We start from the raw sequence: 23,856 nt of genomic DNA on the forward strand, positions 1-23,856 counted from the left end.
GTTCGTCCTCGGGCGCCGGACGGGCCGGGCCGGCGCGTGGGCCGGGCCCGTCCGGCGGTCGAGGACACCGCGGCTATCGGGTCGCGAGGATGTTCGCCGGCGTGCCGGTGGTCATCGCGACGCCGAGCGGTGTCAGGGCTCCGGTGTCGGGGTCGCACCGGAAGGCGGTGATGGTGTCGCCGTGCTGGTTCGCGGCGTACAGGACGCCGTTCACGATCGCCACGTCGCGCGGCCACGCGCCGCCGGTCGGCGTCTCCTCGACCAACGCGATCCCGCCCCCGCCGACGGACAGCACCGACACGGTGTCCGGACCGCGGTTGGCGACGTACACGAAGCGCCCGTCCGCCGACGCGACGATCGCCGACGGCACGCCCTGGCCGCCGCTGAGCACGAACGGCTTGCCCGCGATGGTGAGCGCGCCCGTGATCGGGTCGGCGCGCAGCGGCGTCACCGTCGCGTTCAACTCGCCCACCAGCCATGCGAAGCCGGCCGGCCCGTACGCGATGTGTCGCGGTCCGGTGCCCGGCGGCAGGGTCAGCTTGGGGCCCTCGGCGATGGTGCCCGCCTCGGCGTCGAAACGCAGGTGGTACACGGTGTCCGAACCCAGGTCGCACACGACGAGCCACTCGCCGCCGTCCGCGAACGTCACCTGGTGCGCGTGCGAGGACGCCTGCCGCTCCTTCACCGGCCCCGAGCCGGTCAGCCGTACGTGCGTCGCGGCCTCGCCGAGCGTCCCGTCGTCGGCGATCGGGTGCACGGTCACGCTGCCGCCGTAGTTCGCGACCACCACGAACCGGCCGGTCGGATCGGCCGCGAGGTGGCACGGCCCGGCGCCGAGCGTGGAGACCTCGCCCAGCGGCACGAGGCGTTCGTCCTGCACCGAGTAGGCGCCGACCGCGCCCTCGCCGCCGCGCTCGCTCACCGCGTACACGAATCGCCCCGAGGGGTGCGGGGCCAGATACGAGGGCGAGATGGCGGGAATCGCCGCCGACGGCGCGCCGAGCAACCCGGTCGCCGGGTCCTGCCGGCAGACCGTGATGCCGGTGCCACGCCCCTCCATGTCGGGGGTGTACGCGCCCACGTACACGAGGGGTCCACGTCGGTCGGATGCATTTGGTGAGGTCACACGGTTCTCCTGGTGTCTGGCCTGTGGCGGCCGACCGTCGATCGACTCGGAATCCGTCGGCTGATCCGGCGGCGCCGACCACGCAGATCATCTCGGATCGATCGCCGTCGCGCGGCCGATAGCAGTGCTCCTCCCCGACCGCGCCGGCGGCACACCCCGTTACGGGCGCCGCGCGTCGCCGACCCGGATCGCGTAGTCGAGCACCTCGGTGCTCAACAGCGACTCCACCGCGTCGAGTTGGCGCAGGGCGTGTCGGGCCGCGTCCTCCGGGTCGCCGCCACCGCCGATGGCGCGACCGATCCCGCGAAAGAGCGCCTGTTGGATCCCGGCGAGCTGGCCCGCGATCAGGGCCGGGACCGGGTCGTCCGGGTCGGCGCCCGCCTCGTCGGCCAGCGTCGCGGCGAGCGTGTCCGCGCCCAGTTGCTGCATCCGCCACAGTCGGGCCATCAGGGCCGGCGAGCTGTGCATGACCTGCATGAAGCGCTCGTAGCCCGCCACCAGGCCGATCTGCGGCGCGCGCCGGTCGACGTCCCGACGCAGCGAGTTCAGGATCGCGCGGGTCGCCGACTCGCCGACGGGGCGATCGCGCACGATCAGCGCGAGCCGTTCGACGACCTCGGCCTCGCGGTCGAAGAACAGGTCCTCCTTGGCCGGGAAGTAGTTGTAGACGGTGTTGACCGACACCTCGGCGACCTCGGCGATCTGCGCCACGGTCACCGCGTCGAAGCCGCGCTCCAGGAACAGTCCGGTGGCGATGTCCGAGATGTTCTGCCTGGTACGCCGCTTCTTCCGTTCCCTGAGACCCCCGACGGGGTCACCCTCGCGATCCGTCTCCGTCATGACTCCATCCTAGCAACATTGGGGCCAATGCAAATTTTGTGCTGAATGAATTTTAGGGTTGTTGCAAAATTAAATCGACTGTGTTTCGGTAGTGCCATGACATCGGTCATCCACACCACCGGACTCTCCCGAACGTTCACGACCAAGCGCGGTGTCGTCGAGGCCGTGCGCGGTATCGACCTCACCGTCCCCGCCGGCGAGATCCTGGGCTTCCTGGGCCCCAACGGCGCCGGCAAGACCACCACCCTGCGGATGCTCACGACCCTGCTCGCCCCGACCGGCGGCACCGCGACCGTGGCCGGGCACGACCTGCTGCGCGACCCCGCCGGCGTGCGGCGGCGGATCGGGTACGTCGCCCAGTCCGGCGGCGTCGACCCCGCCGTGTCGGTGCGCGAGGAGCTGACCACGCAGGCCAGGCTGTATCGGCTCGGCGCGGCGGGGGCGACGGCGCGCACCCGGGAGCTGGCCGCCGAGCTGGACCTGCTCGACCTCCTGGACCGCCCGTGCGCCGCGCTGTCCGGCGGCCAACGGCGCCGGCTCGACATCGGCATGGGCCTCGTGCACCGGCCCGACGTGCTGTTCCTGGACGAGCCCACCACCGGTCTGGACCCGGGCAGCCGGGTGGACCTGTGGCGGCTGGTCCGCCGGATCCGCGACGAGTGGGGCACCACGGTCTTCCTGACCACGCACTACCTCGACGAGGCCGACGCGCTCGCGGACCGGCTCGTGGTGGTCGACGGCGGCCTGATCGTCGCCGAGGGCACCGCGCGGGCGCTCAAGACCGAGTACGCCGGCTCCCCCGACGCCTCGCTCCAGGACGCGTTCATCGCCATCACCGGTCGGCGCGCCCCCGTGCCGAGCGAAACCCCCGTCGCCGTCTGAACCGGGCCGAGGTAGCCATGTCCACACAGTCCACACAGTCCGGTCGGCCCACGCGGTCCGCTCTGTCCCTCCTCGCCGCCGACACCGCCCTGATCTTCGGCCGCTACCTGCGCCAGACCGTCGCCTCGAAACTCGGCCTGATCTTCGGGCTCATGCAGCCGCTGCTGTTCCTCGTCCTGTTCGGCCCGCTCCTGCGGGACGTCCCACTCGGCGGCACGGGCGACGCGTGGCAGACGCTCGTCCCCGGACTGCTGGTCCAGCTCGGCCTGTTCAGCGCGGCCTTCGCCGGGTTCGGGATCCTGATCGAGAAGCAGCACGGCGTCGTGGAACGCATGCGCGTGACCCCGGTGAGCCGACTCGCGCTGCTGCTGGGGCGGGTCCTCAAGGACGTCGTCCAGTTGCTCGTGCAGTCGCTGCTGCTGATCCTGGTCGCCCTCGCGTTCGGGCTGCGCGTACCGGTCCCGGGCGTGTTGATCGCCTTCGCGTTCGTCGCGCTGGTGACCGCGTCGCTGGCGTCGCTCTCGTACGCGCTGGCGATGCGGGTGAACTCGCCGCAGGAGTTCGCGCCCGTGGTGAACTCGGTGAACCTGCCGGTGATGCTGCTGTCCGGGATCCTGCTGCCGATGGCGCTGGCCCCGGCCTGGCTGGACGGCCTCTCGCGCGGCAACCCGCTGCGCTACGTGGTCGAGGCGGTCCGGGCCGCGTTCGTCGGCGACTACGGCCGCGACGTCGCGCTCGGCGCGCTCGTGGCGATCGCGCTCGCGGCCGGCTCGATGGGGCTGGGCGTACGGCTGTTCCGGCGCGCGGGGGCCTGAGTACGGCCGCGGGCGGCGCGGGCGCTCACGCGTACCGCGCCGCCGTCGCGCGCGCGGTCGCCGCCACCGCGTCGCGCAGTTCGGGCGGGGCCAGGACCTCGATCTCGGGCCCCAGGCGCATCAGCTCCATCGCGGCCACCTCGATCGTCTCGATCGGGAAACGGGCCCGGATCCGCCCGTCGGGGAGCGGCTCCCCCGCGCTCTCCTCGACCGTGTCCGCGACATGCACGCCGAACAGCTGCCGCACCATCCACCGCGCGTCGTCGGTCAACAGGACCTCCGCGTGGATCGGGTGCAGTTGTTCGGCGAAGCCCCGGGACCAGGTCTCCCAGTAGGCCGGGAGGTCGAACTCCGGGTCGCGCTCGAAGACCTCGTCGAGCACGTCCAGCTCCTCGATCCGCACCACCCGGTAGGTCCGGTCGCGGTGCGCGCCCTCCTGGACGGTGCGGGCGACCAGGTACCACGCGCCCGCCTTGAGCACGAGACCGTACGGTTCGAGGTCGCGGGTGACCTCGCCCACCCAGCGCCGGTAGTGCACCCGCACCCGCCGATTGGTCCACACCGCGCCCGCCAGCCGGGCCAGCTCGGGCGACTGGTCCGCCTCGCGATGCCAGCCGGGCGCGTCCAGGTGGAAGCGCTGCTGCGCGCGGCCGACCCGCTCGCCCAGCTCCGCGGGCAGCCCCGCCTGCACCTTGAGCCGCGCGGACGCGACCACCGCGCCCAGCCCCAGCTCGGCCGCGGGCCCCGGCAGTCCGGCCAGGAACAGCGCGTCGGCCTCGTCCGCGGTGAGCCCGTTGATCCGGGTCCGGAAGCCGTCGAGCAGACGGTAGCCGCCGATCGGGCCGCGCTCGGCGTACACCGGGACGCCCGCCGCGCCGAGCGCCTCGATGTCGCGGTACACCGTGCGTACCGACACCTCCAGCTGCTCGGCCAGCTCCGGCGCGGTCACCCGTCCCCGGGTCTGAAGGGTCATCAGGATGGTCAGCAACCGGCTCGCGCGCATGATCGCAAGTGTCCCGCGATCCTGACGGACTTCGACAGGTATCCGGGAGAGGCTGGGTTCGGTCAGGCAATCGGACCCGGAGGAAACGATCATGAGCGACACCACCGGCCGCACACAGGGCGCGGGCTACGAGATCGGCGTCTCGAAGACCGTCCCGTACCCGGTCGCGGACGTATGGGAGTTGATCACCTCCCCCGAAGGGATCGCCCTGTGGCTCGGCGAGGGCGCCGACCTGACCCCGACCAGGGGTGCCCCGTACCGGACGGCCGACGGCACCGTCGGCGAGGTCCGCGGCTATCGCGAGCTCGACCGGGTCCGGGTGACCGCCCGGCCCGCCGGCTGGGATCACGACACGACCATGCAGGTCACCGTGAGTGCGAGCGGACCGGGTCGGACCCAGGTGCGCTTCCATCAGGAGTGGCTGGCGGGGCCCGAGGAGCGGGTTCGTCAGCGCGCGCACTGGAAGGACGTCATGGCGGCGGTCGAGCGGGCCCTGGCGGCGCCGAACGAGTGAAATGACCCGCCGAACCGAAGCATTTCCGTTCGGGATCTTCGCTTTCGTGTCATTCGTTGATCCATTACGCATGTCCTCGATGCGGACCCGGAATGGAGAACGGCGCGATGAGCGGCTTCCTCGACAAGGCCAAGAAGATGGCCGAAGACACCATGAACACCGGCAAGCACAAGGTCGAGGAGGTCCAGGTCGGTCGCGAGGCGTCCGCTCTGCTCAAGCGTCTCGGCAGCGCCTACTGGAACGAGCAGCGCGCCGGCGGCTCGCACGAGGAGGTCACCCGCGCGCTGACCGCGCTCGACGAGCACGTGGCCAAGCACGGCGACGCCGCGCTGCGTGCCGATCACCGCGGATCCTCCGGCGGCCCGACGGCATGACGCCCGGCGCCATGAAATCGCCGACCCGACGAGCACCATGACAAAGGGGGCCGGGCCGGGCCGACCCCGCCCCCCGCACATGCGAAAAGCCGCCCGCGGCGGCATGTGTCCTACGACGATCGGAATCGGTCAGGCGGCGCTGTCCTCACGGACCGCCGCGGTCGCGCCCGCGAGATCGAGACGCTCCTTCACCCGCACCTCGGCCGCGGGATCCCCGAACGCCGACGCGCTCTCGTCCGCCTTGCGGCGCCTGCGCCGGCGGACATAGGTGACGATGCCGGCGATGATGCCGATCGCGACGATCGCGGCCCCTATCCACCCGGGAACGCTCGCCGCCGACGGGTACGCGCTGCCCGCGAGCCGGCCCAGCATGATCGAGCCCGGCACCCACACGAGGATGCCGACCGCGTTCCACGGCGCGAACCGCCGGTAGGGCATGCCCGCCGCACCCGCGAGCCGCGGCAACAGGGTCCGCGCGAACGCGACCCAGCGGCCCAGCATCACGGTCACGCCGCCGGCCCCGCGCCCGCGCGTGAACATCTCCTCGGCCCGCTCCCAGCGCTTCTCGCCGACCTTGCGACCCAGTCGCCCGGTCCTTATGCGTTCGCTGCGATGTCTGCCCGAGAGGTAGCCGAGCGTGTCGCCGACGACCGCGGCCGTCGTCGCGATGATCAGCACCGGAATCAGCGCCAGGTGCCCGGTCGCGGTGAGCAGGCCGCCGAGCAACAGCACCGGCTCGGCGGGCGCGAAGACGCCAAGAAGCAGCCCGGTCTCGATCACCGCGACCAGGGCGATGGCGACATACGCGTACATGGGTGGTAGGTCACCCAGCCGCTCCACCCAATCGTGCACGGCATCCACGTGGAACCTCCCCGTTAGGCCGCTTGCCATGTGGCTTGACCAGCATCCGCCCTCAAAGGTGACAACGGATCCTGCGCGCGACCGAATTCCCGCCTACTCCCCTGGCCGTACGGACGTGCTGTAAGTCATCCGGGTTCCGGCCATTCCGGCGCCATCGGTAATACCGCACGGATGGTCGGCCCGGACCGGCCTCTAGGTTGGGCATATGAACGACATCGAAATTCGGCCGGCGGAGCAGGACGACATCACCGCGATCGTAGGGCTGCTCATCGACGACAAGCTCGGATCCGGACGGGACTCGCTGGAGGACCTGACCCCCTACCTCGAGGCGTACGAGCGGTTGCGGGCCGATCCGAACCAGGAGCTGGTCGTACTCACCCGCCCCGACCCGGCGACCGGCGCGACGAAGGTGGTCGGGACGCTCCAGCTGACGATCGTCCCGGGCCTGTCCCAGCGGGGCACCACCCGGGCCCTCGTCGAGGCGGTGCGGATCGCCGCCTCCGAACGCAACGACGGCCTCGGCACGGTGCTCATGGAGTGGTCCATCAAGCGGGCCCGCGAGCGCGGCGCGACATTGGTCCAGTTGACCTCGAACGGTGAGCGGGAGAGCGCCCACCGCTTCTACCGCCGGCTCGGCTTCGTCGACTCGCACGTGGGATTCAAGCTCAAGGTCTGACGGTCGTCAGCTCGACCCGGATGCCGACCGTGCCCGCGACGCCGCGGCGCAGCCGGCTGCCGAACAGGGTGACCCGGCCCAGCACGCCGAACTTGCGCCTGATCAGGTCGCGGTAACGATCGGTGGCGGCCGCGTCGAGCAGCTCGGCGTGGCCGTCCACCGCTTCGCCGCGCACCTTGCCGCGCGCGTCGCATTCGGCGACGGTGACCCGGCCGCTGTTGCGGATCCGCTTCACCTTGCCGGAGTCGCGCGCCGTCCACACCCCCAGCGCGTCCCCGTCGCGGACCACCCACACGGGGGTGCCCACCGCGCGCCCGTCCCGCCGGAACGTCGTGAGCAGGACATACGATCCGGCCGCGAGCCGGTCCAGGTCCGAGCGAGCATGGGGCGCCGTCATGCCCGCGAGTCTAGAACCTCTCCGCACGGCTTCGTTCGGCGAGCAGCCGGGTCCTGGGAGCGTGCGCACGGCGCGGGCACGGCGCTTGTGGGGGTGAGCCCACGGGTCATCGGGTCCCGGACTGCCCGGCGTATCGCGGTGGGTGCGACGATGATCGGATGTCGCTCACATCGGAGGAAGCCGGCGTCCGGGTCCGCCCCGCCATCGAGGCCGACGAGGAGCCGCTGGCCGAGATAGACCGCCTCACGTGGTCCCCCACCGCCACTCCGGTCCCACGATGGGCCCCCGACAAGGTCTTCTTCCGAGACGCCGGGCACGTGCGGAACACGCTCGTGGCGCACGACGGCGACCTCGTGATCGGTTTCGTGGTGCTGGAGGGCTCGACGCTGTGCGCGTCCAACGCGCACGTGCAGATCCTCAACGGGCTCGCCGTGCACCCCGACCATCAGGGCCGCCGGGTCGGCCGGGCGCTGATGGCGGCGGCCGAGGCCATGGCACGCCGGCGCGGCGCCCGCCGGATCACCCTGCGGGTGCTCGGCGGCAACGCGCCCGCGCGGGCGCTGTACCTGTCCTGCGGCTATCGGATCGAGGGCGTCCTGGAGGGCGAGTTCCTGTTGGCCGGCCGCTACGTCGACGACGTGCTGATGGCGCTCGACCTCACGCGCGGGTCCTAGCGGCGGCGTATCCGACGGCCTCGGCGACCGGGACGTCGCCGCCGACCACCTCCAGGGTCAGCCCGATCGTGCCGGGCTCGGTGACCAGCTCGGCCAGCACGGCGGCGACGTCGTCGCGGCGGATCGCGCCGCGGCCCTCGCTCTCGGACAGCGCGATCAGGCCGGTGCCCGGGCCGTCGGTGAGCCGGCCGGGCCGCAGGATGGTCAGGTCGAGCGCGCCGCGCGAGGCCAGGTCCTCGTCCGCCTCGCCCTTGGCCTTGAGGTACAGCGCGAAGTCCGGGTCGGTGTCGGCCGGCGGATGGGTCGAGGCGCCCATCGCGGACACGATCACGTAGCGCCGTACGCCGGCGTCCTCGGCCGCGTCCGCCATCAGGACCGCACCGCCGTAGTCGACGGTCATCGTCCGCTCGCGGCTGCTGTCCGGGCCCGCGCCCGCCGCGAACACCACCGCGTCCACGCCGGCCAGCAGCTCGACGACCTCCTCGACCGGTGCCCGCTCCAGGTCGCACAGCACCGGTTCGGCACCGGCGGCCCGCAGCTCGTTCGCGTGGTCGGGGTTGCGAATGAGCCCGACGACCGTATGTCCGCGCTCGACGAGCAACCGCTCCAGCCGAAGTGCGATCTTTCCGTGTCCACCCGCGATGACAATACGCATGTATCCGACCGTAAGGTCACGAACCGGGACAGGCGCCCGGCGGCGCCCCACGACACGAACAGGTTCCACTGATCGGCCGCGCGCTCACCGGGGAGACGGGTCGGCGGTCACCGCGCCGGGTAGCGGGCCGTCGCCCCCGCCACGTTGCACGAGAACCGGCTCGCGGTGTACCCGCGTTCACGCGCCGCGTCGGTGTCCGCGAACAGCTTGCGGACGGTGTCGAACATGCCCGTATGCCCGTCGGGACGTGGTCCACAACCGACGGCCGGATCGCGGCGCACATCACCTCGTGCTCGCGGCCGGTCAGTCCGCCATCGACTCGGCGAACGCCGCGAGCGAGTCCTGGCTCCAGGTGAGCCGACCCGTGCGCAGGTCGGTCAGCACCGAGTCGACCCAACGCAGCTCCGCACCGGTGATCGCGCGCAGGTATTCGTCCTCCAGCATCACGACCCGCGGCAGCTCGAAGCCGGCCGTGTTCGCCGCGTCGGCCTCCAGCGCGGCCAGATCGGCCGCGAGCCGGTCCCGACGCCGCTCCAGCAGCTCGCGGGTGGTCTCGGGGGTGATCAGCGCGAGGAAGGACAGCGCGGCCGGGAACTCGGGGAACTCGTTGCGCGGCGTACCGAGCATCTCCGCCATCCACGCGTGGCAGGCCGCCCGGCCGGCGTCGGTGATCTCGTACACCGTCCGTTCCGGGTACTGCTGATCGCGCTCGGTCTCGCGCACCGTCACCAGCCCGGCCTCGCGCAGCCGGTTGATCGTCTTGTAGAGCGAGGCCCGCTGGCCCACGTTGACGACCTTGTCCTTGCCCCATTGCTTGATCCGCTGCTGGATCGCGTACGGGTGCATCGGGTCGCGGTAGAGCAGGCCCAGGAGCGCGAGCGCGAGCGGTGACCTGCGGAATGTCGGCGTCATGGCCCCAATGTACTAGAGGCCCGACGACTAACTCCCTTTGAACTAGTTGCCAAGACACTAGTGATGATGTCACTATTCATTCATCGGCAGCGAAGCCCGAAAGGAGACCTCGCGAAGACCCCCGAAAGGAACATTTCGATGACCACCACTCCGGTCCGCATCCACGCCGACCACACCACCACCAAGCGCCTCGGCCACTGGACCACCGCGACCTCGTTCGAGATCCGCGAGCGTCGCGCCAACACCGTCCTCGACCTGCGCTCGCCGCACATCGACGAGGGCGACATCGAGATCCGCGTCGATCTGGACCACGCCCTGCTCAAGCTGCTCGTCCCCGACGACGCGGTCGTCGAGCACGACGAGCTGCGCTGGACCGGCCGCGGCAAGGTCAAGGACAGCGCCCGCCCCGCCGCCGGCGAGGGCCGCGTCGTCCGCCTCCTCGGCCACATCGACAGCGGCGAGATCCGCGTGCACCGCGGCGGCGTCGCGATCCTGTCCGCGATGTTCAGCCGCGAGTTCGTCGAGGACGCCAAGCGCGCCCACCGCGAAGGCGGCACCACCACCGTCGACGACCCGACCCGCACCTCCTGACGGCGAACTTGAACGTGTTCAAAAACAGGTCTACAGTCCGGACTGTCGGCCAGTTGAACACGTTCAAAAAGGAGCCGGTCAATGGATATGACCGTTGTCACCTATGCCATCTATCTGGTCATCAGCATCGGCCTCACCGTGTGGGTGGCCCGCACGCTGAGCCGGAACGGGCAGGTCTTCCTCAAGGACGTCCTGCACGGGCGCGAGGAACTCGCCGCCGCCGTCAACCACCTCCTGGTGGTCGGCTTCTACCTCGTCAACCTCGGGTTCGTCGCGCTCTACCTCAAGGTCGGCAAGACCGTCGAGGACGCCCGCAGCTCGTTCGAGGCGCTGTCCATCAAGCTCGGCACGGTGCTGCTGATCCTGGGCCTACTGCACCTGATCAACGTCTACGTGCTGAACCGGATCCGCCGGCGCGGCTTCGAGGACGAGCGGGGCGGCCCCCGGCCGCAGCGGGCCCGCGAGTTGTCGGGCCAGGACTACGGCCCGCCGATCCGTCCGCAGGGCATGACCCAGCCGGCTCCCGGAGTCTGACCCCGATGGCCTTCCCGAAGGGGAACATCGCGCCGGGCCGATCGGAGGGGACGGCCCGGCGCGACACCCCCGCCACGCTCCCCCCGGTCCGCCGGATCACCATCCTGTCCGACCCGGACTGCCCGCTGTGTCGGGCGCTCTCCGGCTGGATCGCCGGTCAGCCCACACTGATCGCCGTCGACCTGATCCCGGCCGGTTCGCCGCGGGCCCGCAACCGCTACCCCCACCTCGATCACGCCGCGACCGTGCGCGAGATCACCGTCGTGGGCGGGAGCGGGGAGGTGTGGACGGGGGCCGCCGCGTGGGTCACCGTGCTGTGGGCCCTGCGCACCTACCGCAAGCTGGCCTTCCGACTGGGCACCCCGGCCGGGATGCCGCTGGCCCGCGCCGCGGTGTTGGCCGCGGCCCGGATCCGAACGGTCACCCGCCAGGAGCCGGAGCCGGCCCTGCGGGCCCTGCCGGCCGACGATCCCTTCCACGAGGGATGGACCGTCGTAGCGTGCGACGAACAGTGCGAGATCGAGCACTAACCTTGCCTCCCGTGGAGCACGTGGAAGGCACCGACGAGACGACCCCGGCCGGCACGACCGACAAGCCCGACGCGAGCGCGAGACTCGACAAGGGCGGCAAGTCCGGTCGGCCCGGCAAGAGCGAGCAGACCCGCGCGCTGATCCTGGAGACGGCGATGCGGCTGTTCCGGGAGCGCGGGTACGACAAGACGACGATGCGCGCGATCGCGTCCGAGGCCGGGGTCTCCGTCGGGAACGCCTACTACTACTTCGACTCGAAAGCCGCGCTGATCACCGGCTTCTACGACCGGATGACACACGAGCACGCGGCCGAGGCCGCAGCCCGGATGCGCGGAGTGCCGGACTTCGCCCGGCGGCTGGACATCGCGATGTCGTCGTGGGTGGACTGCGCCGCGCCGTACCACGAGTTCGCCGCGCAGTTCTTCGGCACGGCGGCCGATCCGGACAGCCCGCTCAGCCCGTTCTCCGACGAGTCCCACCCGGCCCGGGCGGCGGCCGTGCAGATCTTCCGAGACGTGCTCCAAGGCTCGGAGCTGGGTCCGAAACTGGACGCCGAACTCGCCGAACTGCTGCCCGACCTGCTGTGGCTGCACCTGATGGGCGTGGTGCTCTATTGGGTGTTCGACCGGACCGAGGACACCGAGCGCACGCGCGCGTTCGTCCGTCGGTGCACGCCGCTGGTGGTGAAGGTGGTGCGGTTGTCCCGCTACCGGGCCTTCCGCCCACTCGTCCGGGACGCGGTGGGCCTGCTGGAGGACTTCGTGGTCCCCACGGTCAGGTGACGCCCGAGATACGGCGCCGGGCGCTCGGAACACCCGGGCGGACCGCGATGTCGTTCCACGTCGCGGCCCGCCCCCGGTTGGCGACGACTACACCGTCACCGTCGTCCCGCGGAAGAGCTCGGTCAGGCGGGTGAAGCTGTCCCCGCCGTACCCGGCCGCGACGCCGCGCCGGAAGATCTCCAGGACCGCGGCGGGCAGCGCCGGGTCGATGCCGGCGTCCTCGGTGGTGTGCAGGACGTGTTCGACGCTCGCCACCCCCATCGCGAGCCTGTCGACGTCGCCGGGGTGCGCGCCCGCGTCGATCCGCGGTGTGTAGAACCCGAGGAAGCCCGGGATGGACTCCATCGTCGCCGTGGCGTACGGCAGGAACTCCTCGGCGGAGATGCCGTTCGCGTCGGCCACCGCCAGCGCGTGCAGCCAACTGAGCATCGCGGTCCAGAACATGTCCATCTGGATCTGGTAGTACAGCGCCGCCAGACCCGGGTCGGCGCCGCGATAGTCGGTGCCGGTGAGGACCGTCAAGGTCTCCCGATGTGCCTCGAAGACGTCCTTCGGGCCGCTGTAGTACGTCGAGGAATCCGGCTTCCCGATGCCCGAGGGCGGCACCTGGACCCCACCGGTGAGGTGCCGCGCACCCCGGGCGGTCGCCCACTCGGCCGCCGCGCGGGCCTTGGCGGGGGTGTCCGAACTGAGGTTGACCAGCACCCGCCCGGCCAGCGCCGCCGAAGCCGGTTCGAGGATCGCGTACATCGCGTCGTAGTCCGTCAGGCTCAGCACCACCAGCTCGTTGGCAGCCAGCGCCTCCTCGATCGTGGCGACCTGCACGGCACCCTTGGCCACCAGGCCGGCGGCCTTGCTTGCGGTCCTGTTCCAGACGGTCACCGGATGCCCCCGATCCAGAAACGCCTCCACCATCGCCCGCCCCATGGGCCCGAGGCCGACAACGGTCACCGATTGCTTGCTCACGAAGAACTCCCGTGCAGTAGAACGAACGATCTATCCAGTGATCAGAGCAGAAGCTAGCACATCACTAGAACGAACGATCTATCCAGAAGATCTCGACGGGCCGGCCGGCCGAAGCCCGGGGGGTCTGCGGTTCTTCGAGCCAGTGGGTCCGTTCGAGGCCCATCGGTGGGCCCGACAGTGTCAAACGGTCACCGTGCGAACAGGTGATCCGCCCGTCACGGCCGGCCGGCTGCGCGCCAGTTGCCGCGCGTACGCCCAGTGCGTGGTGGCCCGCCGGCCGGCGGTGGTGACGTGACCGGGGTCACGACAAAACGGTGACACCACGGTGTCGCGCGACGGCGCGATCGTCTCCCCATGACCACCGCACCACACACCACCGCCCCCATCACCCCCACCGACTCCACCGCCCCCACCACCGGCGTCATTTCCATCGCCACCACCGGCCTCGACCCGGTCGAGCTGGCCGAGACCCGCGCCGCCAACGACCGGCTGGAAGAGCTGCTGGACGCTCAGGTCCCGCTGCACGTAGAGAACGACGCCCCGGCCGCCCGAGCCTTTCGCCGCTCGGGCGGCGGTGGCTTCCCGGCCGCCGTACAGCTCCCGGAGGGCAGTTGGCGCACCGTCACCACGGCGAACGGCAGCCGACTCCCGCTCCGCGTGTTCACCCCGCCGGACGGGCGGCAGCCGGACGGGGTGTTCCTGCACTTCCACGGCGGTGGCGGCGTGATCGGATCCGCCGACGGCCAGGACGCCCGCCTGCGCGACCTGGCGGCGAACGCCAACGCCGCCGTGGTCAGCGTCGAGTACCGGCTCGCCCCCGAGAACCCCTATCCCGCCGGCACCGACGACGCCGAGCAGGCGGCGCTCTGGTTGCTGGCGCACGCCGGGGCCGAGTTCGGCACCGAACGCCTGGTGATCGGCGGGGAATCGGCGGGTGCCCGGCTGACCGTGACCACCCTGCTGCGGCTGCGCGACCGGCAGGGTCTCTCCCCCGCCGCGGCCTTCCGCGGCGCGCAACTCTCCTTCGGGAGCTACGACTTGGCGTACGGAACACCCAGCGCCCGGCACGCGGGCGAGCGCAACCTGCTGATCAACGCCCCGATCCTGAAGTGGTTCCGCGACCAGGTGTTCCCGGGTCGGACTCCGGCCGACCGGCTGGACCCGGACATCTCCCCGTTGTACGGCGATCTGCGCGACCTGCCGCCGGCCCGCTTCACCGTGGGCACCGCCGACCCGGTGCTCGACGACACGCTCTTCATGGCGGCCCGCTGGCGCGCGGCCGGGAACGCCGCGGAGCTGGTGGTGGCGGCGGAGGGTTGGCACGGCTTCACGCTCGCCCCGACGGCCCTGGCCCGGCGCGAATCGGCGGAGCAGGACGCCTTCGTCCGCCGCGCCCTGGGCTAACCTGACCCGGCCATGAACCGCACCGAACGCCTCTACGCGCTGGTCGACGAGCTGCGCGCGATCGCGCCCCGGCCGCGCACGGTGGACTGGCTGGCGACCAGGTTCGCGGTGTCGCGACGCACCGTGCAGCGCGATCTTCAGGCGCTGATGGCGACCGGGGTGCCCGTGCGCGCCGAGGCCGGCCGGCACGGCGGCTGGTTCATCGACCGCAACGCCACCCTTCCCCCGATCAACCTCACCGCGCCCGAGGCGCTCGCGGTCGCCGCGGCCCTGGCCGGCGCGGAGAACGCCACCCCGTTCTCCGCCGCCGGCCGCGGCGCGATGCGCAAACTGGCCGCCGCGCTCGGCGAGTCCGCGATCGAGGAGGTCCGCGCCCTCACCGACCGGATCCACGTGCTGCCCTCGCGGACCGTGCCGCACGTCCTCGCCGCCGTCGAACAGGCGGTGGCGCAACGGCGGGTGGTGTGGATCCGCTACGCCGACGCGGCCGGCCGGGAGAGCGAACGCGAGGTCGAACCGGGCGGCCTGCTGGCCGCCGAGGGCTCGTGGTACCTGATCGGCTGGTGCCGCACCCGACGCGCCGGCCGCGGCTTCCGTCTGGACCGCATCCGCGCCGCCGAACTCCGCGACGAACCGGCTCCGGACCACGCCATCTCCCGCCTCGACCACGACCTGGCCGGCCGCGCCCGCCACGCGGAGTCCCTCCGGTCGCTCAGCGGGTCGCGGTAGGCGGTCAGGCGCCGGCGCCCGGCAGTGGGGCCAGCAGGTCCACGCCGTTGCCGTCGGGGTCGAGGACGACCGCGTAGCGCTGGCCCCAGAACGCGTCCCACGGCTGCATGTGGCCGGTGTGGCCCGCCGCGACCAGGGCTGTGTACACCTTGTCGACCTCGGCCGGGTCCGCGCACGCGAAGGCCAGGCTGGCGCGGTGGCTCCCGGTCGGCGCGGTCCAGTCGGGATCGAACGAACGGATCGTCTCGATCGAGTCGAAGACGAGCAGCGGCCCGGCCGGCAATTGCACCTCGACGTGCGGCTGCGTGTCGGCCTCGGCCGGGATGTCCAGGCCGAGCGCCCGGTAGAAGGCGAGCGACGCGGCCATGTCGGCGACGCCGAGCCCGATGAAGTGGAAACGTGGAGTCATGCCACCAAACTAGACACCGGGCGACGCCCTGGTCTTGAACGAATCGGACGCGTTCGGGTCCGATTCGAGCCCGGGTCCGGCTCGGAGTTCCGCTCGAAATTCAGGTCGGGGTTCAGGTCGGAGTTCGGCTCGGGGTTCAGACCGGGTTCAGATCGGAGTTCGGCTCGGGGTTCAGGCCCGAGCCCGGCGTCCCGCGACCACGGCGAGCACGGTGGTGGCGGCGGCCAGGATGCCGCCGAACCACAGGACGCTCGACGTCGCGACCGCGTCCACCGCGACGCCGCCGAGCAGCGAGCCGAGCGAGATCGCGACCTGGAACCCGGTCACGAACACCGCCGACCCCGCCTCCGGCGAGTCCGGGGCCGAACGCAGCATCCACGCCTGCAACGCGACCGGCACGGCGCCGTACGCCAGCCCCCACGCGAGCATCGCCACCGCCGTGCCCGGCGTCCACGCGCCGGCCAGTGCGAGGCCGAACACCGCCACCGCGAGCAGCCCGGCCGCCACGGCGAGCGTGCCGTGCGGGCTGCGGCCCGCGTACGAGCCGACCACGAAGTTTCCGACGATCCCGGCCACGCCGTACCCGAGCAGCAGCCCGCCGATCGGGCCCGGGCCCAGGTCGCCGACGCCTTCCAGGATCGGCCGGATGTAGGTGTACGCGCCGAAGTGCCCGGCGATCACCAGGATCAGGCCCGCCGTGCCGGCGAGCACGGTGCCCCGGCGCAGCAGCGCGGGTATCTCGCCCAGCCGCACGGCCCGTTCGGCGGGCAGCGGCGGGAGCAACACGAGGAGGGCGACGAGCACGGCCGCGCTGAGCCCGGCCATCGTGGCGAACGCGACGCGCCAGCCCGCGAGTTCACCGATCATCGTGCCGGTGGGCACGCCGGCGACCGAGGCCACCGAGACCCCGCCGAAGATCAACGCGGTGGCCCGGCCCACCGAATGCGCCGGCACGAGCCGGACCGCCAGGCTCGCGCCGATCGCCCAGAAGCCGCCGATGCTGGCGCCCACGAGGACCCGCGCGACCAACAGCATCGCGAAGTTCTGCGCGAACGCGCTGATCGTGTTGGCGAGCAGCAGGACGACCATCATCGCGGCGAGCACGATCCGCCGGTCGACCCGTCCGGCGGCCACGATCACGGTCGGCGCCGCGAACCCCGCGACGACCGCGGCCAGGGTGAGCGCGAGCCCGGTGGTGCCGTCGGACACGTTCAGGCCGTGCGAGATCGGGGTCAGCAGGCCGACCGGCAACATCTCGGTGGTGACCACCGCGAACGTGCCGACGGCGACGGCGGTGACGGCGAGCCACGACCGGAACGTGGCGGTTTCGGGAGCCTTGGGAGCGGAGGCGGACGTGGCATCGGAAGGGGGGCCGGGGGCGGGCGAAGCGAACGATCCGGCTTCGACGGCTGCGTTGGACATGCCCTCAACCCTGGACACACGCCGGGTGCCGAACAACGGCGAAGATCGCATGCGAGCACAAGCCTTGCTTATGCTTGCAGGTCAGGGGTCATCCGAGTGCGGACGTCGGCGGCCTGCCGGGGATCCGTGAGTCGTGGAGGAGACCGAACATGAGCTTGGAGTTCGCATGAGCCTGGAGTTCGCATGAGCTTGGAGTTCCGCGAGCTGGAGTGCTTCGTCGTGCTGAGCGAGGAACTGCACTTCACCCGCACCGCGACCCGGCTCTTCACCTCACAGGCCCGGGTCAGCCAACTGCTGCGCCAGTTGGAGACCCGGATCGGCACACGCCTGTTCGAGCGCAACAGCCGGCTGGTCCGGCTGACCCCGCAGGGCGAGCTGTTCCTGGCCGAGGTGCGACCGGCCTACGACGACGTCACCGGCGCCGTGGACCGGGCCCGCGCCCGAGCGCGCGGTGTCGAGGGCGTGTTGCGGGTCGGGTTCGTCGGCACACCCTACGGAACCCTGCTCGACCTGGTCGCCGACTTCCGCGAGCGGCACCCGCACGCGCGGGCCGAGCTGGTCGAGATGCGGCTCTCCGACCCGTTCGGGCCGGTGCTGCGCGGCGAGCTCGACGCGGCATTCGTGACCCTGCCGGTCGCCGACGCCAAGCTGAGCACCGGCGCGCTGATCGCGTCCGACCCGCTCGTGCTCGGCGTCTCGCTGCGGCACCCGTTCGCGCGGCGCGCGCTGGTCGACGCCGAGGACCTCGCCGACTGCGCCTTCGTGGACATCGCGGGGCCCGCTCCCGCGTCGTGGCGCGAACTCCAGTCGCCGACCACCACCCCTGGCGGCCGGCCGATCCCGCGCGGGCCGGGCGCGTCCACGCTCCAGGAGGCGCTGTCGCACGTCGCGGCCGATCAGGGCGTACTGCTCTTCTGCTCGCAGTTCGCGGCCTACAACGGCCGCCCCGACGTCGCGTTCGTGCCGGTCGTGGGCCTGACCGAGTCGGCGGTCACGCTCGCATGGCGGACCGGCGACGAGACGAACCTGCTGCGCTCCTTCGCGGACGCGTCGGGTCGCGTGCCCGTCTCGACCTGACCCATCACCCACCGCTCACCGCTCACCACCGTCGACGCGGCGCCGCCCACGCCGCTGCCGAGTGCTCTCGCGGGGCGCCGGTAGCGTGGGGGCGTCAGCCGTCTTCGTGCCGAAGGACCTCGTCATGCCCCTGCTCACCATCAAGTCTGAGGGGGAGGTCGAGATCGAGGTTCGGCGTTCGCGCTTCCTGTGCGCGCTCGCGCGGGTGTCCGGCGACGCCGAGGCGCAGGCGTTCGTGGCCCGGCGCCGCATGTTGCACGCGTCGGCGCGGCACAACTGCTCCGCGTGGATCGCGGGCGGGCAGGAGAAGGGCTACGACGACGGCGAACCGTCCGGGACGGCGGGCGCGCCGATGCTCCAGGTGCTCCGGCGCCGCGAGCTGACCGAGACGGTCGCGGTGGTCACCCGCTACTTCGGCGGCATCATGCTCGGCGCCGGCGGCCTGATCCGCGCGTACGGTTCGGCCGTGACCGAGGCCGTCGACGCGGTCGGCGTGGTCGAGCTGCGGCCGATGCTGGTGCTGACCGTCGACGTCGACCACGCGCACGCCGGCCGCCTGGAGAACGACCTGCGCGGGCTCGGCCACGAGGTTCGCGACATCCGTTACGGCGCCGAGGTCGCGATCGACGTGTGCGTACCGGAGCCGGACCGTGACCGCTTCACCGCACGCCTGACCGATCTGACCGGCGGCCGGGCCACCGCCCGCGAAACGGGGCGCACATTCGTCGAGGTGGACGCCTCCTGACGACTTTTCTCACGCCGGTACGCGCCCAGGCCGGTTGAAGTGCGCCCCATGTCGGAACACCAAGAGAAAGGTGTACGCGCTTGGTACGGGGCTGCTGGAAATGAGGAGTGATGACGGCTGGGTTCGACGAGCAGTCGGCGTTCGACCAGGCGGACTTCGCCCAGGCCGTGCGTGAACGGGTGATTCGGGCCCGTTCGGTACTGTCCGAGGCGAGCGACACGCATGATACGAACGCCTTGTCACCCGCGATCGACGAGTTGGAGGACGCCCTGCACGCCGCGCGCGAGTACGGCGTGACCGTCCCGCCGGCGGACGGTGCCTAAGCGGGATGCCGGGCCTCGGGTGACCGGGGGTTTTGGGCTGCCCGGAGGGTCTCCGGGCGTCTCGGGGTGTCTCGGGCTGTTCGTGTGCTCAGGGGTTCTCGTGTAGCCCCGCGTCGGCGGGTCCGACGACGAAGCGCGTGAAACGCACGCGCATACCCTCGCGTTCCGGCGAGCAGCAGAAGGGTCCGGCCGCAGCCGGCGCGTCCGGGGACAGCGGTGCGAGCCGGATGGTCCGCCAGGGACCGTCGGCCGAGCGCGCGCGGATCGTGAGCGCGTCGCCGGCCCGGCTGACCCGGACCGTGATCGGCGTGCCCGCCCACTCGGGTACGGGCGCGATCGACCAGTCGGAGACGCCGTGCGTGACGACGGCCCCGACGTGCAGTTCGCCGTCGGTGACCTCGACGCCGGCCTTGACCCAGGTCCGCTCGTCCACCCGGACGAAGACGCCGGCCTGATCGTAGAGCGTGTCGAAGTCGGCCTCGAAGGTCACCTCGACCGCGGCGCCGAGCGGCAGCTCGGACAGCAGCGCGCTTCCGGTGTCGCGGGTGAAGCCGTACGAGGTCTGCCGCCAGAAGTCGGCCCCGGCCACCGGGGTCACCACGAGCGCGGCACCGTCCCGCTCGGCCGCGGTCGGCGGGTTGAGCCAGCGTGCGTCGTCCCAGTTCACAGCCTTGGCATCCATTCGGGGACAGTAACGGATGTCGACCGGAACGATCTTGGAGTTTCCGGGGTCCGGAACATGGAGTTTCCGGTGCCCGGGCGCCGGGGTTCCGGCGCCCGGGCACCGAGTGGGTCAGATCGACTTGTGCATGCCACCGTCGACGATGTAGTCCACGCCCATGGTGTTCCCCGCCCGCTCGGAGGCCAGGAAGAGCACGATGTCGGCGACCTCCTCCGGCTCCGAGACGCGGCCCGTGGTCACGCCCATCGCCTGCGGCAGGACCTCGTCCATGAACACCTGCGCGGTGGTGCCCGCCCCCGCTGCCATCATGTCGGCGAACGCGCCCGGGGCGGTCCACATCGGCGTCCGGACCGGGCCGGGCGAGACGGTGTTGACCCGGACGCCCTGCGGGCCGAACTCCTCGGCGAGCGCCTTCGAGTACGAGCTCAGGGCGGCCTTCGAAGCCGAGTAGTGCACCAGGGACGCGGACGGGAGGTGGCTGTTCAGCGAGCTGACGGTGACGACCGCGCCGCCACCGCGGGTGACGATGGACGGCATCGCGGCGCGGGTCGCCCGCACGGCGCTGAACAGGTTGATGTCGAAGATGTGCTGCCACTCGGCGTCCTCGACCCCGAGGATCGAGGGCGTCGGCGCACCGGCCCCGACGTTGTTGATCAGGATGTCCACGCCGCCGTGCGCGTCGATCGCCGCCTGTACCAGCTCGGCCGGGCCGTCCGGGTGGGACAGGTCGACGGCGACCGGAATGACGTCGAACTCATCGCGCAGTGCCGCCAGTTCACCGGAGACGGTACGGCTGCCGGCCACGACGCGGGCGCCCTCCTCCGCGAAGCCGCGGACGATCGAGAGGCCGATGCCCTTGCTGCCGCCGGTGACCACGACGACCTTGTTCTTCAGGTTCAAGTTCATGGCTCAATCATTGCGACGCGGATAGGTCACGTCTGGCGGAAATCTGCCATCGCGTTTGGCGGCCCGGATCGCCCCCGCCCCTCGGTATTCGGACCACCGGGCCACCGGGTCACCGGGAATGCGCGGCCAGCGCCTTGTCCAGCAGCGCGCCGGCCTCGGCGATCGCGGCGGGCAGCGCGGCCGGGTCCAGGCGCGCGGTGATCGCGTCGATGCCGCGCAGGTCGGCGCGGTCGAGCAGGGTCTTCTCGTTGGTCACCCATTCGCCGCGGCCGGCCAAGACCGCGTGCGCGGCCTCGCACGCGGCGCGGCCGATCGCGCCCGCGACGTCGGTGACGTGGCCGCGCGCCGCGTGTGCCCTGCCCGCGTACGCGAGGGTCGTCCGCGCGTCGCCGGCCCAGCGCGCGTGCGCGGTGCGGCGCAGCGCGTCGGGGTAGGAGGGCCGTGGCAGGTCGCCGAACAGGACGCGGTTGACCGCGAGTTCGGCGACCACGAGGTAGGTCGGCACGCCCGCGAGGTGGAACATCAGCCGTTCCACCTCGAACCGGCCCTCCCGGGCTTGGGCCAACCGCCTTTGTACATCCGCGAGTTCGCGGTAGTGCAGGTCGACCGGGCGGCCGTCCACGGTCAGCCACGCGCCGCCGTTGAACACCCCGCCGCCCCACCCGCCGAACTCCGAGACCTCGCCCGGCCAGCCGAGCGCGCGGACCACGTCGGGGGTGAAGCCGGCGCCGTAGTACACGGCGAAGTCCCAGTCGCTGTCCGGGCGGTGGGTTCCCTGCGCGCGCGATCCGCCCAGGGCCACGGCCGTGACCCCGGGCAGTGCCGCGAGCCGCTCGCCGACATGGGTGGTGAAGGACGCGTCGCTGGCCATGGGGAGCAGGTTACGACGATGCGGGGTGGTCAGGGACGCAGATATCCGCGCTCGACGGCCTCGGCGAGGAGCTCCTTGGTGTACGCCCACAGCGTGGGCGAGCCGTCCTCGATCGTGCTGCCCTGCTTGGCCAGCACCTCGCTCAGAGTGAGGTCGTACTCGCGCCATGTACCGCCCTCGGTGTGGAAGTTGAGCAGGCACGGGTGGAAGCGGTCGACGGCCTTGGCGAACCGCGCGTCCGGGGTCTCGCGGGCCTCGAACTCCTCCCACAGCGCTCGCAGTTCGCCGCCCTGCTCGATCGGGAGGAGGCCGAAGATCCGCTCGGCGCCCTTTTGTTCGCGCTCGCCCTGGTCCACCTCGGCGACCGAGTCGTAGTAGAACGTGTCGCCCGCGTCGATCTCGACCAGGTCGTGGATCAGCAGCATCCGGGTCACGCGGGCGACGTCGACGTCGGTCGAGGCGTGCTCGGAGAGCGTGACGGCGACCATGGCGAGGTGCCACGAGTGCTCGGCGGTGTTCTCCCGGCGCGAGGCGTCCGCGATCAGGTTGCGCCGGACCACGCCCTTGAGCCGGTCGATTTCCATGACGAAGCCGATCTGGGCGGCCAGGCGCGGGTCGGTCGGCGGGAACAGCGGGACACCGGACAAGGGGGGCTCCTCGGTCGAACGTCGAACGGTCAGGCGGCGTCCAGATCGCACCACCGTTCCGCGAGGGCGGTCACCAGCAGATGGGTGTTCGAACGCGGGACGGTCGGGATCACGGACGCGTCCACGATATGCAATCGCTCCACGCCGAAGACGGCCCCGGTGGGATCGACCACGCCCTCGGCCGGATCCTCGGCCATCCGACACGTGCCGACGCCGTGGTAGAAGGCGTAGTGCGTACGGCGGATCAGGTCGTCCACGTCGGCGTCGGACATCCCCGCGGCGCGGTCCACGTCGCGCCGGTCGAGCAGGATGCCGCTCTCGCCGGCCACCCGGGCCGCGAGGCGCCAGCCCGCGCGCATCCGGGACACGTTCTCGGGCATGGCCAGGAACGGCCAGGTGATCCGGGCGGGCGCGCTCGGGTCGGGGCCGGTGGCCGTGACGGTACCGGCGCCGTGCGGGAGTTGCAGGCTGACACTGATCTCGAGGTCGCGCGTGCCGTCGGCGTTGCGGCGGGCGACCGGGGTCAGTTGCAGGTCGTGCCGGCGGCGGGCGGTGGTCTTGGCGATGACCTGGAGCGTGGGCGCGTCGTCCGGGACGGTGGCGGGGTCGACGCCGGTCACGAAGGAGACCACCGGATGGTCCGTCAGATGCCGTCCCACGTGCGGGTTCTCCTGCGCCAGGCCGGAGCGCGCGAGCAGCAGCGGGGTCTGTACGACGCCGGCGGTCAGGATCACCCGGCCGGCTCGCAGGTGTGTCCCGTCGGCGAGTTCGACGCCGACCGCGCGGCCGTGGTCGAGCAGGACGCGGGCGACGTGCGTGTCCGGCCGTACGGTCACCCGGTCGCACGCGCCGGCCAGGTAGGCGGCGGCGTTGGAGACCCGGATCCGGCCCTGTCGGTTCATCGGGATCGCGCCGACGCCGGTGGATATCGGCGCGTTGTGGTCGGGGCAGTACGGGATCCCGACCGCCGTGCAACCGGTCGCGAACGCGGCCTGGATCGGCGCCCAGTCGGCGCGCGCGTGCCGGGTGATCGGGATCGGCCCGCCGGTGCCGTGATAGGGCCGGCCGCCGAAGTCGAGGTCGTGCTCGATCCGGTTCAGCCGCGGCAGCATGTCGTCCCAGGTCCACCCGGTCGGCCAGGTGTCGAAGTCCTCGGGCTCGGGCCGCAGCGCCACGGCGCCGTTGGTCGCGGACGAGCCGCCGACCACGCGGCCGCGCGCGTACTTGAGCTCGCGGCAGTCCGAGTCGACCGTGTCGCCCCAGTCGTACGGCGCCCGGATCGGCCGGGACAACCGGCGCAGTTCCTCCGGCAGCGCGGCGGGCCCGGCTTCGAGCAGCAGCACGTCGTGCCGCTCCGACATTCGCGCGGCCACGACACATCCGGCCGAACCGGCCCCGACGACGATGACCTCGAAACTGCGCACGCTGCCCACTTCCGTACGGAACCTGACGACCCGTCATAGCTATCATGGCCATGATGGGCCCGCAAGGAAGGGTGTGGGCATCGGC

General features: G+C 71.8%; 30 protein-coding genes. 15 read left to right on the plus strand and 15 right to left on the minus strand.

Annotated elements, in window-relative coordinates; translation table 11 throughout:
* Positions 1-73: 73 nt before the first annotated feature.
* Together OG928_RS03760 and OG928_RS03765 are read right to left on the minus strand one after the other, a co-directional pair.
* Positions 74-1,126 carry a lactonase family protein gene (locus tag OG928_RS03760; protein ID WP_406279158.1) on the minus strand — a complete coding sequence of 351 codons (1,053 nt, stop codon included), beginning with the start codon at positions 1,124-1,126 and terminating at the stop codon, positions 74-76.
* Positions 1,127-1,285: 159 nt separating this feature from the next.
* Positions 1,286-1,966 carry a TetR/AcrR family transcriptional regulator gene (locus OG928_RS03765; protein WP_406279161.1) on the minus strand — a complete coding sequence of 227 codons (681 nt, stop codon included), beginning with the start codon at positions 1,964-1,966 and terminating at the stop codon, positions 1,286-1,288.
* A 96-nt stretch (positions 1,967-2,062) separates the two neighbouring features.
* Between OG928_RS03765 and OG928_RS03770 the strand changes: the two genes are divergently transcribed.
* Positions 2,063-2,848: an ABC transporter ATP-binding protein gene (locus OG928_RS03770; RefSeq protein ID WP_406279164.1), complete on the plus strand. Its 786-nt coding sequence runs from the start codon at positions 2,063-2,065 to the stop codon at positions 2,846-2,848.
* Positions 2,849-2,865: 17 nt separating this feature from the next.
* Entirely contained in the window at positions 2,866-3,663 is a 798-nt protein-coding gene (locus OG928_RS03775) for an ABC transporter permease (protein WP_406279167.1), read from the plus strand.
* A 25-nt stretch (positions 3,664-3,688) separates the two neighbouring features.
* Here the strand turns inward: OG928_RS03775 and OG928_RS03780 are convergent, their stop codons facing one another.
* Positions 3,689-4,666 carry a helix-turn-helix transcriptional regulator gene (locus tag OG928_RS03780; protein ID WP_406279170.1) on the minus strand — a complete coding sequence of 326 codons (978 nt, stop codon included), beginning with the start codon at positions 4,664-4,666 and terminating at the stop codon, positions 3,689-3,691.
* Positions 4,667-4,757: 91 nt separating this feature from the next.
* Here OG928_RS03780 and OG928_RS03785 point away from each other — a divergent pair, with 91 nt between their 5' ends.
* Positions 4,758-5,180, plus strand: coding sequence for an SRPBCC domain-containing protein (locus tag OG928_RS03785; protein WP_406279173.1), 423 nt, complete (start codon positions 4,758-4,760; stop codon positions 5,178-5,180).
* A gap of 107 nt (positions 5,181-5,287) precedes the next feature.
* Positions 5,288-5,554, plus strand: a complete 267-nt coding sequence (locus tag OG928_RS03790; protein WP_406279176.1) for a hypothetical protein — start codon at positions 5,288-5,290, stop codon at positions 5,552-5,554.
* Between the two features lie 129 nt (positions 5,555-5,683).
* On the opposite strand, the gene OG928_RS03795 is transcribed toward OG928_RS03790, so the two are convergent.
* Positions 5,684-6,415: a DedA family protein gene (locus OG928_RS03795; RefSeq protein ID WP_406279179.1), complete on the minus strand. Its 732-nt coding sequence runs from the start codon at positions 6,413-6,415 to the stop codon at positions 5,684-5,686.
* A 205-nt stretch (positions 6,416-6,620) separates the two neighbouring features.
* On the opposite strand from OG928_RS03795, the gene OG928_RS03800 reads away from it, so the two are divergent.
* Complete coding sequence (locus OG928_RS03800; RefSeq protein WP_406279182.1) at positions 6,621-7,091, plus strand: GNAT family N-acetyltransferase; 471 nt, start codon at positions 6,621-6,623, stop codon at positions 7,089-7,091.
* On the opposite strand, the gene OG928_RS03805 is transcribed toward OG928_RS03800, so the two are convergent.
* Positions 7,081-7,488, minus strand: coding sequence for a PPOX class F420-dependent oxidoreductase (locus OG928_RS03805; protein ID WP_406279185.1), 408 nt, complete (start codon positions 7,486-7,488; stop codon positions 7,081-7,083). The genes OG928_RS03800 and OG928_RS03805 overlap by 11 nt on opposite strands.
* Positions 7,489-7,646: 158 nt before the next feature.
* Here OG928_RS03805 and OG928_RS03810 point away from each other — a divergent pair, with 158 nt between their 5' ends.
* Positions 7,647-8,162, plus strand: coding sequence for a GNAT family N-acetyltransferase (locus OG928_RS03810; protein ID WP_406279188.1), 516 nt, complete (start codon positions 7,647-7,649; stop codon positions 8,160-8,162).
* On the opposite strand, the gene OG928_RS03815 is transcribed toward OG928_RS03810, so the two are convergent.
* Both OG928_RS03815 and OG928_RS03820 read right to left on the minus strand, forming a co-directional pair.
* Complete coding sequence (locus OG928_RS03815; protein WP_406279191.1) at positions 8,146-8,817, minus strand: SDR family oxidoreductase; 672 nt, start codon at positions 8,815-8,817, stop codon at positions 8,146-8,148. The genes OG928_RS03810 and OG928_RS03815 overlap by 17 nt on opposite strands.
* A 303-nt stretch (positions 8,818-9,120) precedes the next feature.
* Complete coding sequence (locus OG928_RS03820) at positions 9,121-9,729, minus strand: PadR family transcriptional regulator (protein WP_406279194.1); 609 nt, start codon at positions 9,727-9,729, stop codon at positions 9,121-9,123.
* 138 nt (positions 9,730-9,867) lie between these two features.
* Here OG928_RS03820 and OG928_RS03825 point away from each other — a divergent pair, with 138 nt between their 5' ends.
* From OG928_RS03825 to OG928_RS03840, 4 genes are all read left to right on the plus strand, one after another.
* Entirely contained in the window at positions 9,868-10,320 is a 453-nt protein-coding gene (locus OG928_RS03825; RefSeq protein ID WP_406279197.1) for a hypothetical protein, read from the plus strand.
* An 81-nt stretch (positions 10,321-10,401) separates the two neighbouring features.
* Positions 10,402-10,854 carry a hypothetical protein gene (locus tag OG928_RS03830; protein WP_406279199.1) on the plus strand — a complete coding sequence of 151 codons (453 nt, stop codon included), beginning with the start codon at positions 10,402-10,404 and terminating at the stop codon, positions 10,852-10,854.
* Between the two features lie 5 nt (positions 10,855-10,859).
* Positions 10,860-11,384 (plus strand): DCC1-like thiol-disulfide oxidoreductase family protein, encoded by a 525-nt coding sequence (locus tag OG928_RS03835; RefSeq protein WP_406279202.1) that lies wholly within the window; start codon positions 10,860-10,862, stop codon positions 11,382-11,384.
* Between the two features lie 11 nt (positions 11,385-11,395).
* Entirely contained in the window at positions 11,396-12,166 is a 771-nt protein-coding gene (locus OG928_RS03840) for a TetR family transcriptional regulator (protein ID WP_406279205.1), read from the plus strand.
* Positions 12,167-12,253: 87 nt separating this feature from the next.
* Here OG928_RS03840 and OG928_RS03845 read toward each other — a convergent pair whose 3' ends face one another.
* Positions 12,254-13,132 carry an NAD(P)-dependent oxidoreductase gene (locus OG928_RS03845; RefSeq protein WP_406279208.1) on the minus strand — a complete coding sequence of 293 codons (879 nt, stop codon included), beginning with the start codon at positions 13,130-13,132 and terminating at the stop codon, positions 12,254-12,256.
* Positions 13,133-13,486: 354 nt separating this feature from the next.
* On the opposite strand from OG928_RS03845, the gene OG928_RS03850 reads away from it, so the two are divergent.
* Positions 13,487-14,536: an alpha/beta hydrolase gene (locus tag OG928_RS03850; RefSeq protein ID WP_406279211.1), complete on the plus strand. Its 1,050-nt coding sequence runs from the start codon at positions 13,487-13,489 to the stop codon at positions 14,534-14,536.
* A gap of 12 nt (positions 14,537-14,548) precedes the next feature.
* On the plus strand, positions 14,549-15,265 hold the full coding sequence (locus tag OG928_RS03855) for a helix-turn-helix transcriptional regulator (RefSeq protein ID WP_406279214.1): 717 nt from the start codon (positions 14,549-14,551) through the stop codon (positions 15,263-15,265).
* A 4-nt stretch (positions 15,266-15,269) separates the two neighbouring features.
* Here the strand turns inward: OG928_RS03855 and OG928_RS03860 are convergent, their stop codons facing one another.
* Both OG928_RS03860 and OG928_RS03865 read right to left on the minus strand, forming a co-directional pair.
* Positions 15,270-15,674: a VOC family protein gene (locus OG928_RS03860; protein WP_406279217.1), complete on the minus strand. Its 405-nt coding sequence runs from the start codon at positions 15,672-15,674 to the stop codon at positions 15,270-15,272.
* 171 nt (positions 15,675-15,845) lie between these two features.
* Positions 15,846-17,096: an MFS transporter gene (locus OG928_RS03865; RefSeq protein ID WP_406279220.1), complete on the minus strand. Its 1,251-nt coding sequence runs from the start codon at positions 17,094-17,096 to the stop codon at positions 15,846-15,848.
* Between the two features lie 183 nt (positions 17,097-17,279).
* On the opposite strand from OG928_RS03865, the gene OG928_RS03870 reads away from it, so the two are divergent.
* The 3 genes from OG928_RS03870 (at position 17,280) to OG928_RS03880 (ending at position 19,241) form a co-directional block, all read left to right on the plus strand.
* Positions 17,280-18,173: a LysR substrate-binding domain-containing protein gene (locus OG928_RS03870; protein WP_406279223.1), complete on the plus strand. Its 894-nt coding sequence runs from the start codon at positions 17,280-17,282 to the stop codon at positions 18,171-18,173.
* A gap of 124 nt (positions 18,174-18,297) precedes the next feature.
* Entirely contained in the window at positions 18,298-18,918 is a 621-nt protein-coding gene (locus OG928_RS03875; protein WP_406279226.1) for a YigZ family protein, read from the plus strand.
* Between the two features lie 110 nt (positions 18,919-19,028).
* Positions 19,029-19,241: a hypothetical protein gene (locus tag OG928_RS03880; RefSeq protein WP_406279229.1), complete on the plus strand. Its 213-nt coding sequence runs from the start codon at positions 19,029-19,031 to the stop codon at positions 19,239-19,241.
* A gap of 88 nt (positions 19,242-19,329) precedes the next feature.
* Here OG928_RS03880 and OG928_RS03885 read toward each other — a convergent pair whose 3' ends face one another.
* From OG928_RS03885 to OG928_RS03905, 5 genes are all read right to left on the minus strand, one after another.
* Positions 19,330-19,923, minus strand: coding sequence for a DUF1349 domain-containing protein (locus OG928_RS03885; RefSeq protein WP_406279232.1), 594 nt, complete (start codon positions 19,921-19,923; stop codon positions 19,330-19,332).
* A 111-nt stretch (positions 19,924-20,034) separates the two neighbouring features.
* Positions 20,035-20,829 carry an oxidoreductase gene (locus OG928_RS03890; RefSeq protein ID WP_406279235.1) on the minus strand — a complete coding sequence of 265 codons (795 nt, stop codon included), beginning with the start codon at positions 20,827-20,829 and terminating at the stop codon, positions 20,035-20,037.
* 109 nt (positions 20,830-20,938) lie between these two features.
* Complete coding sequence (locus OG928_RS03895) at positions 20,939-21,700, minus strand: nucleotidyltransferase domain-containing protein (RefSeq protein ID WP_406279238.1); 762 nt, start codon at positions 21,698-21,700, stop codon at positions 20,939-20,941.
* A 29-nt stretch (positions 21,701-21,729) separates the two neighbouring features.
* A complete protein-coding gene (locus OG928_RS03900) occupies positions 21,730-22,347 on the minus strand; it encodes an HD family hydrolase (RefSeq protein WP_406279240.1) in 618 nt (205 codons plus the stop codon).
* A 29-nt stretch (positions 22,348-22,376) separates the two neighbouring features.
* A complete protein-coding gene (locus OG928_RS03905; RefSeq protein ID WP_406279243.1) occupies positions 22,377-23,771 on the minus strand; it encodes a GMC family oxidoreductase in 1,395 nt (464 codons plus the stop codon).
* Positions 23,772-23,856 lie beyond the last annotated feature (85 nt).

Source organism: Embleya sp. NBC_00896 (assembly GCF_045207785.1).
Lineage (GTDB): Bacteria > Actinomycetota > Actinomycetes > Streptomycetales > Streptomycetaceae > Embleya.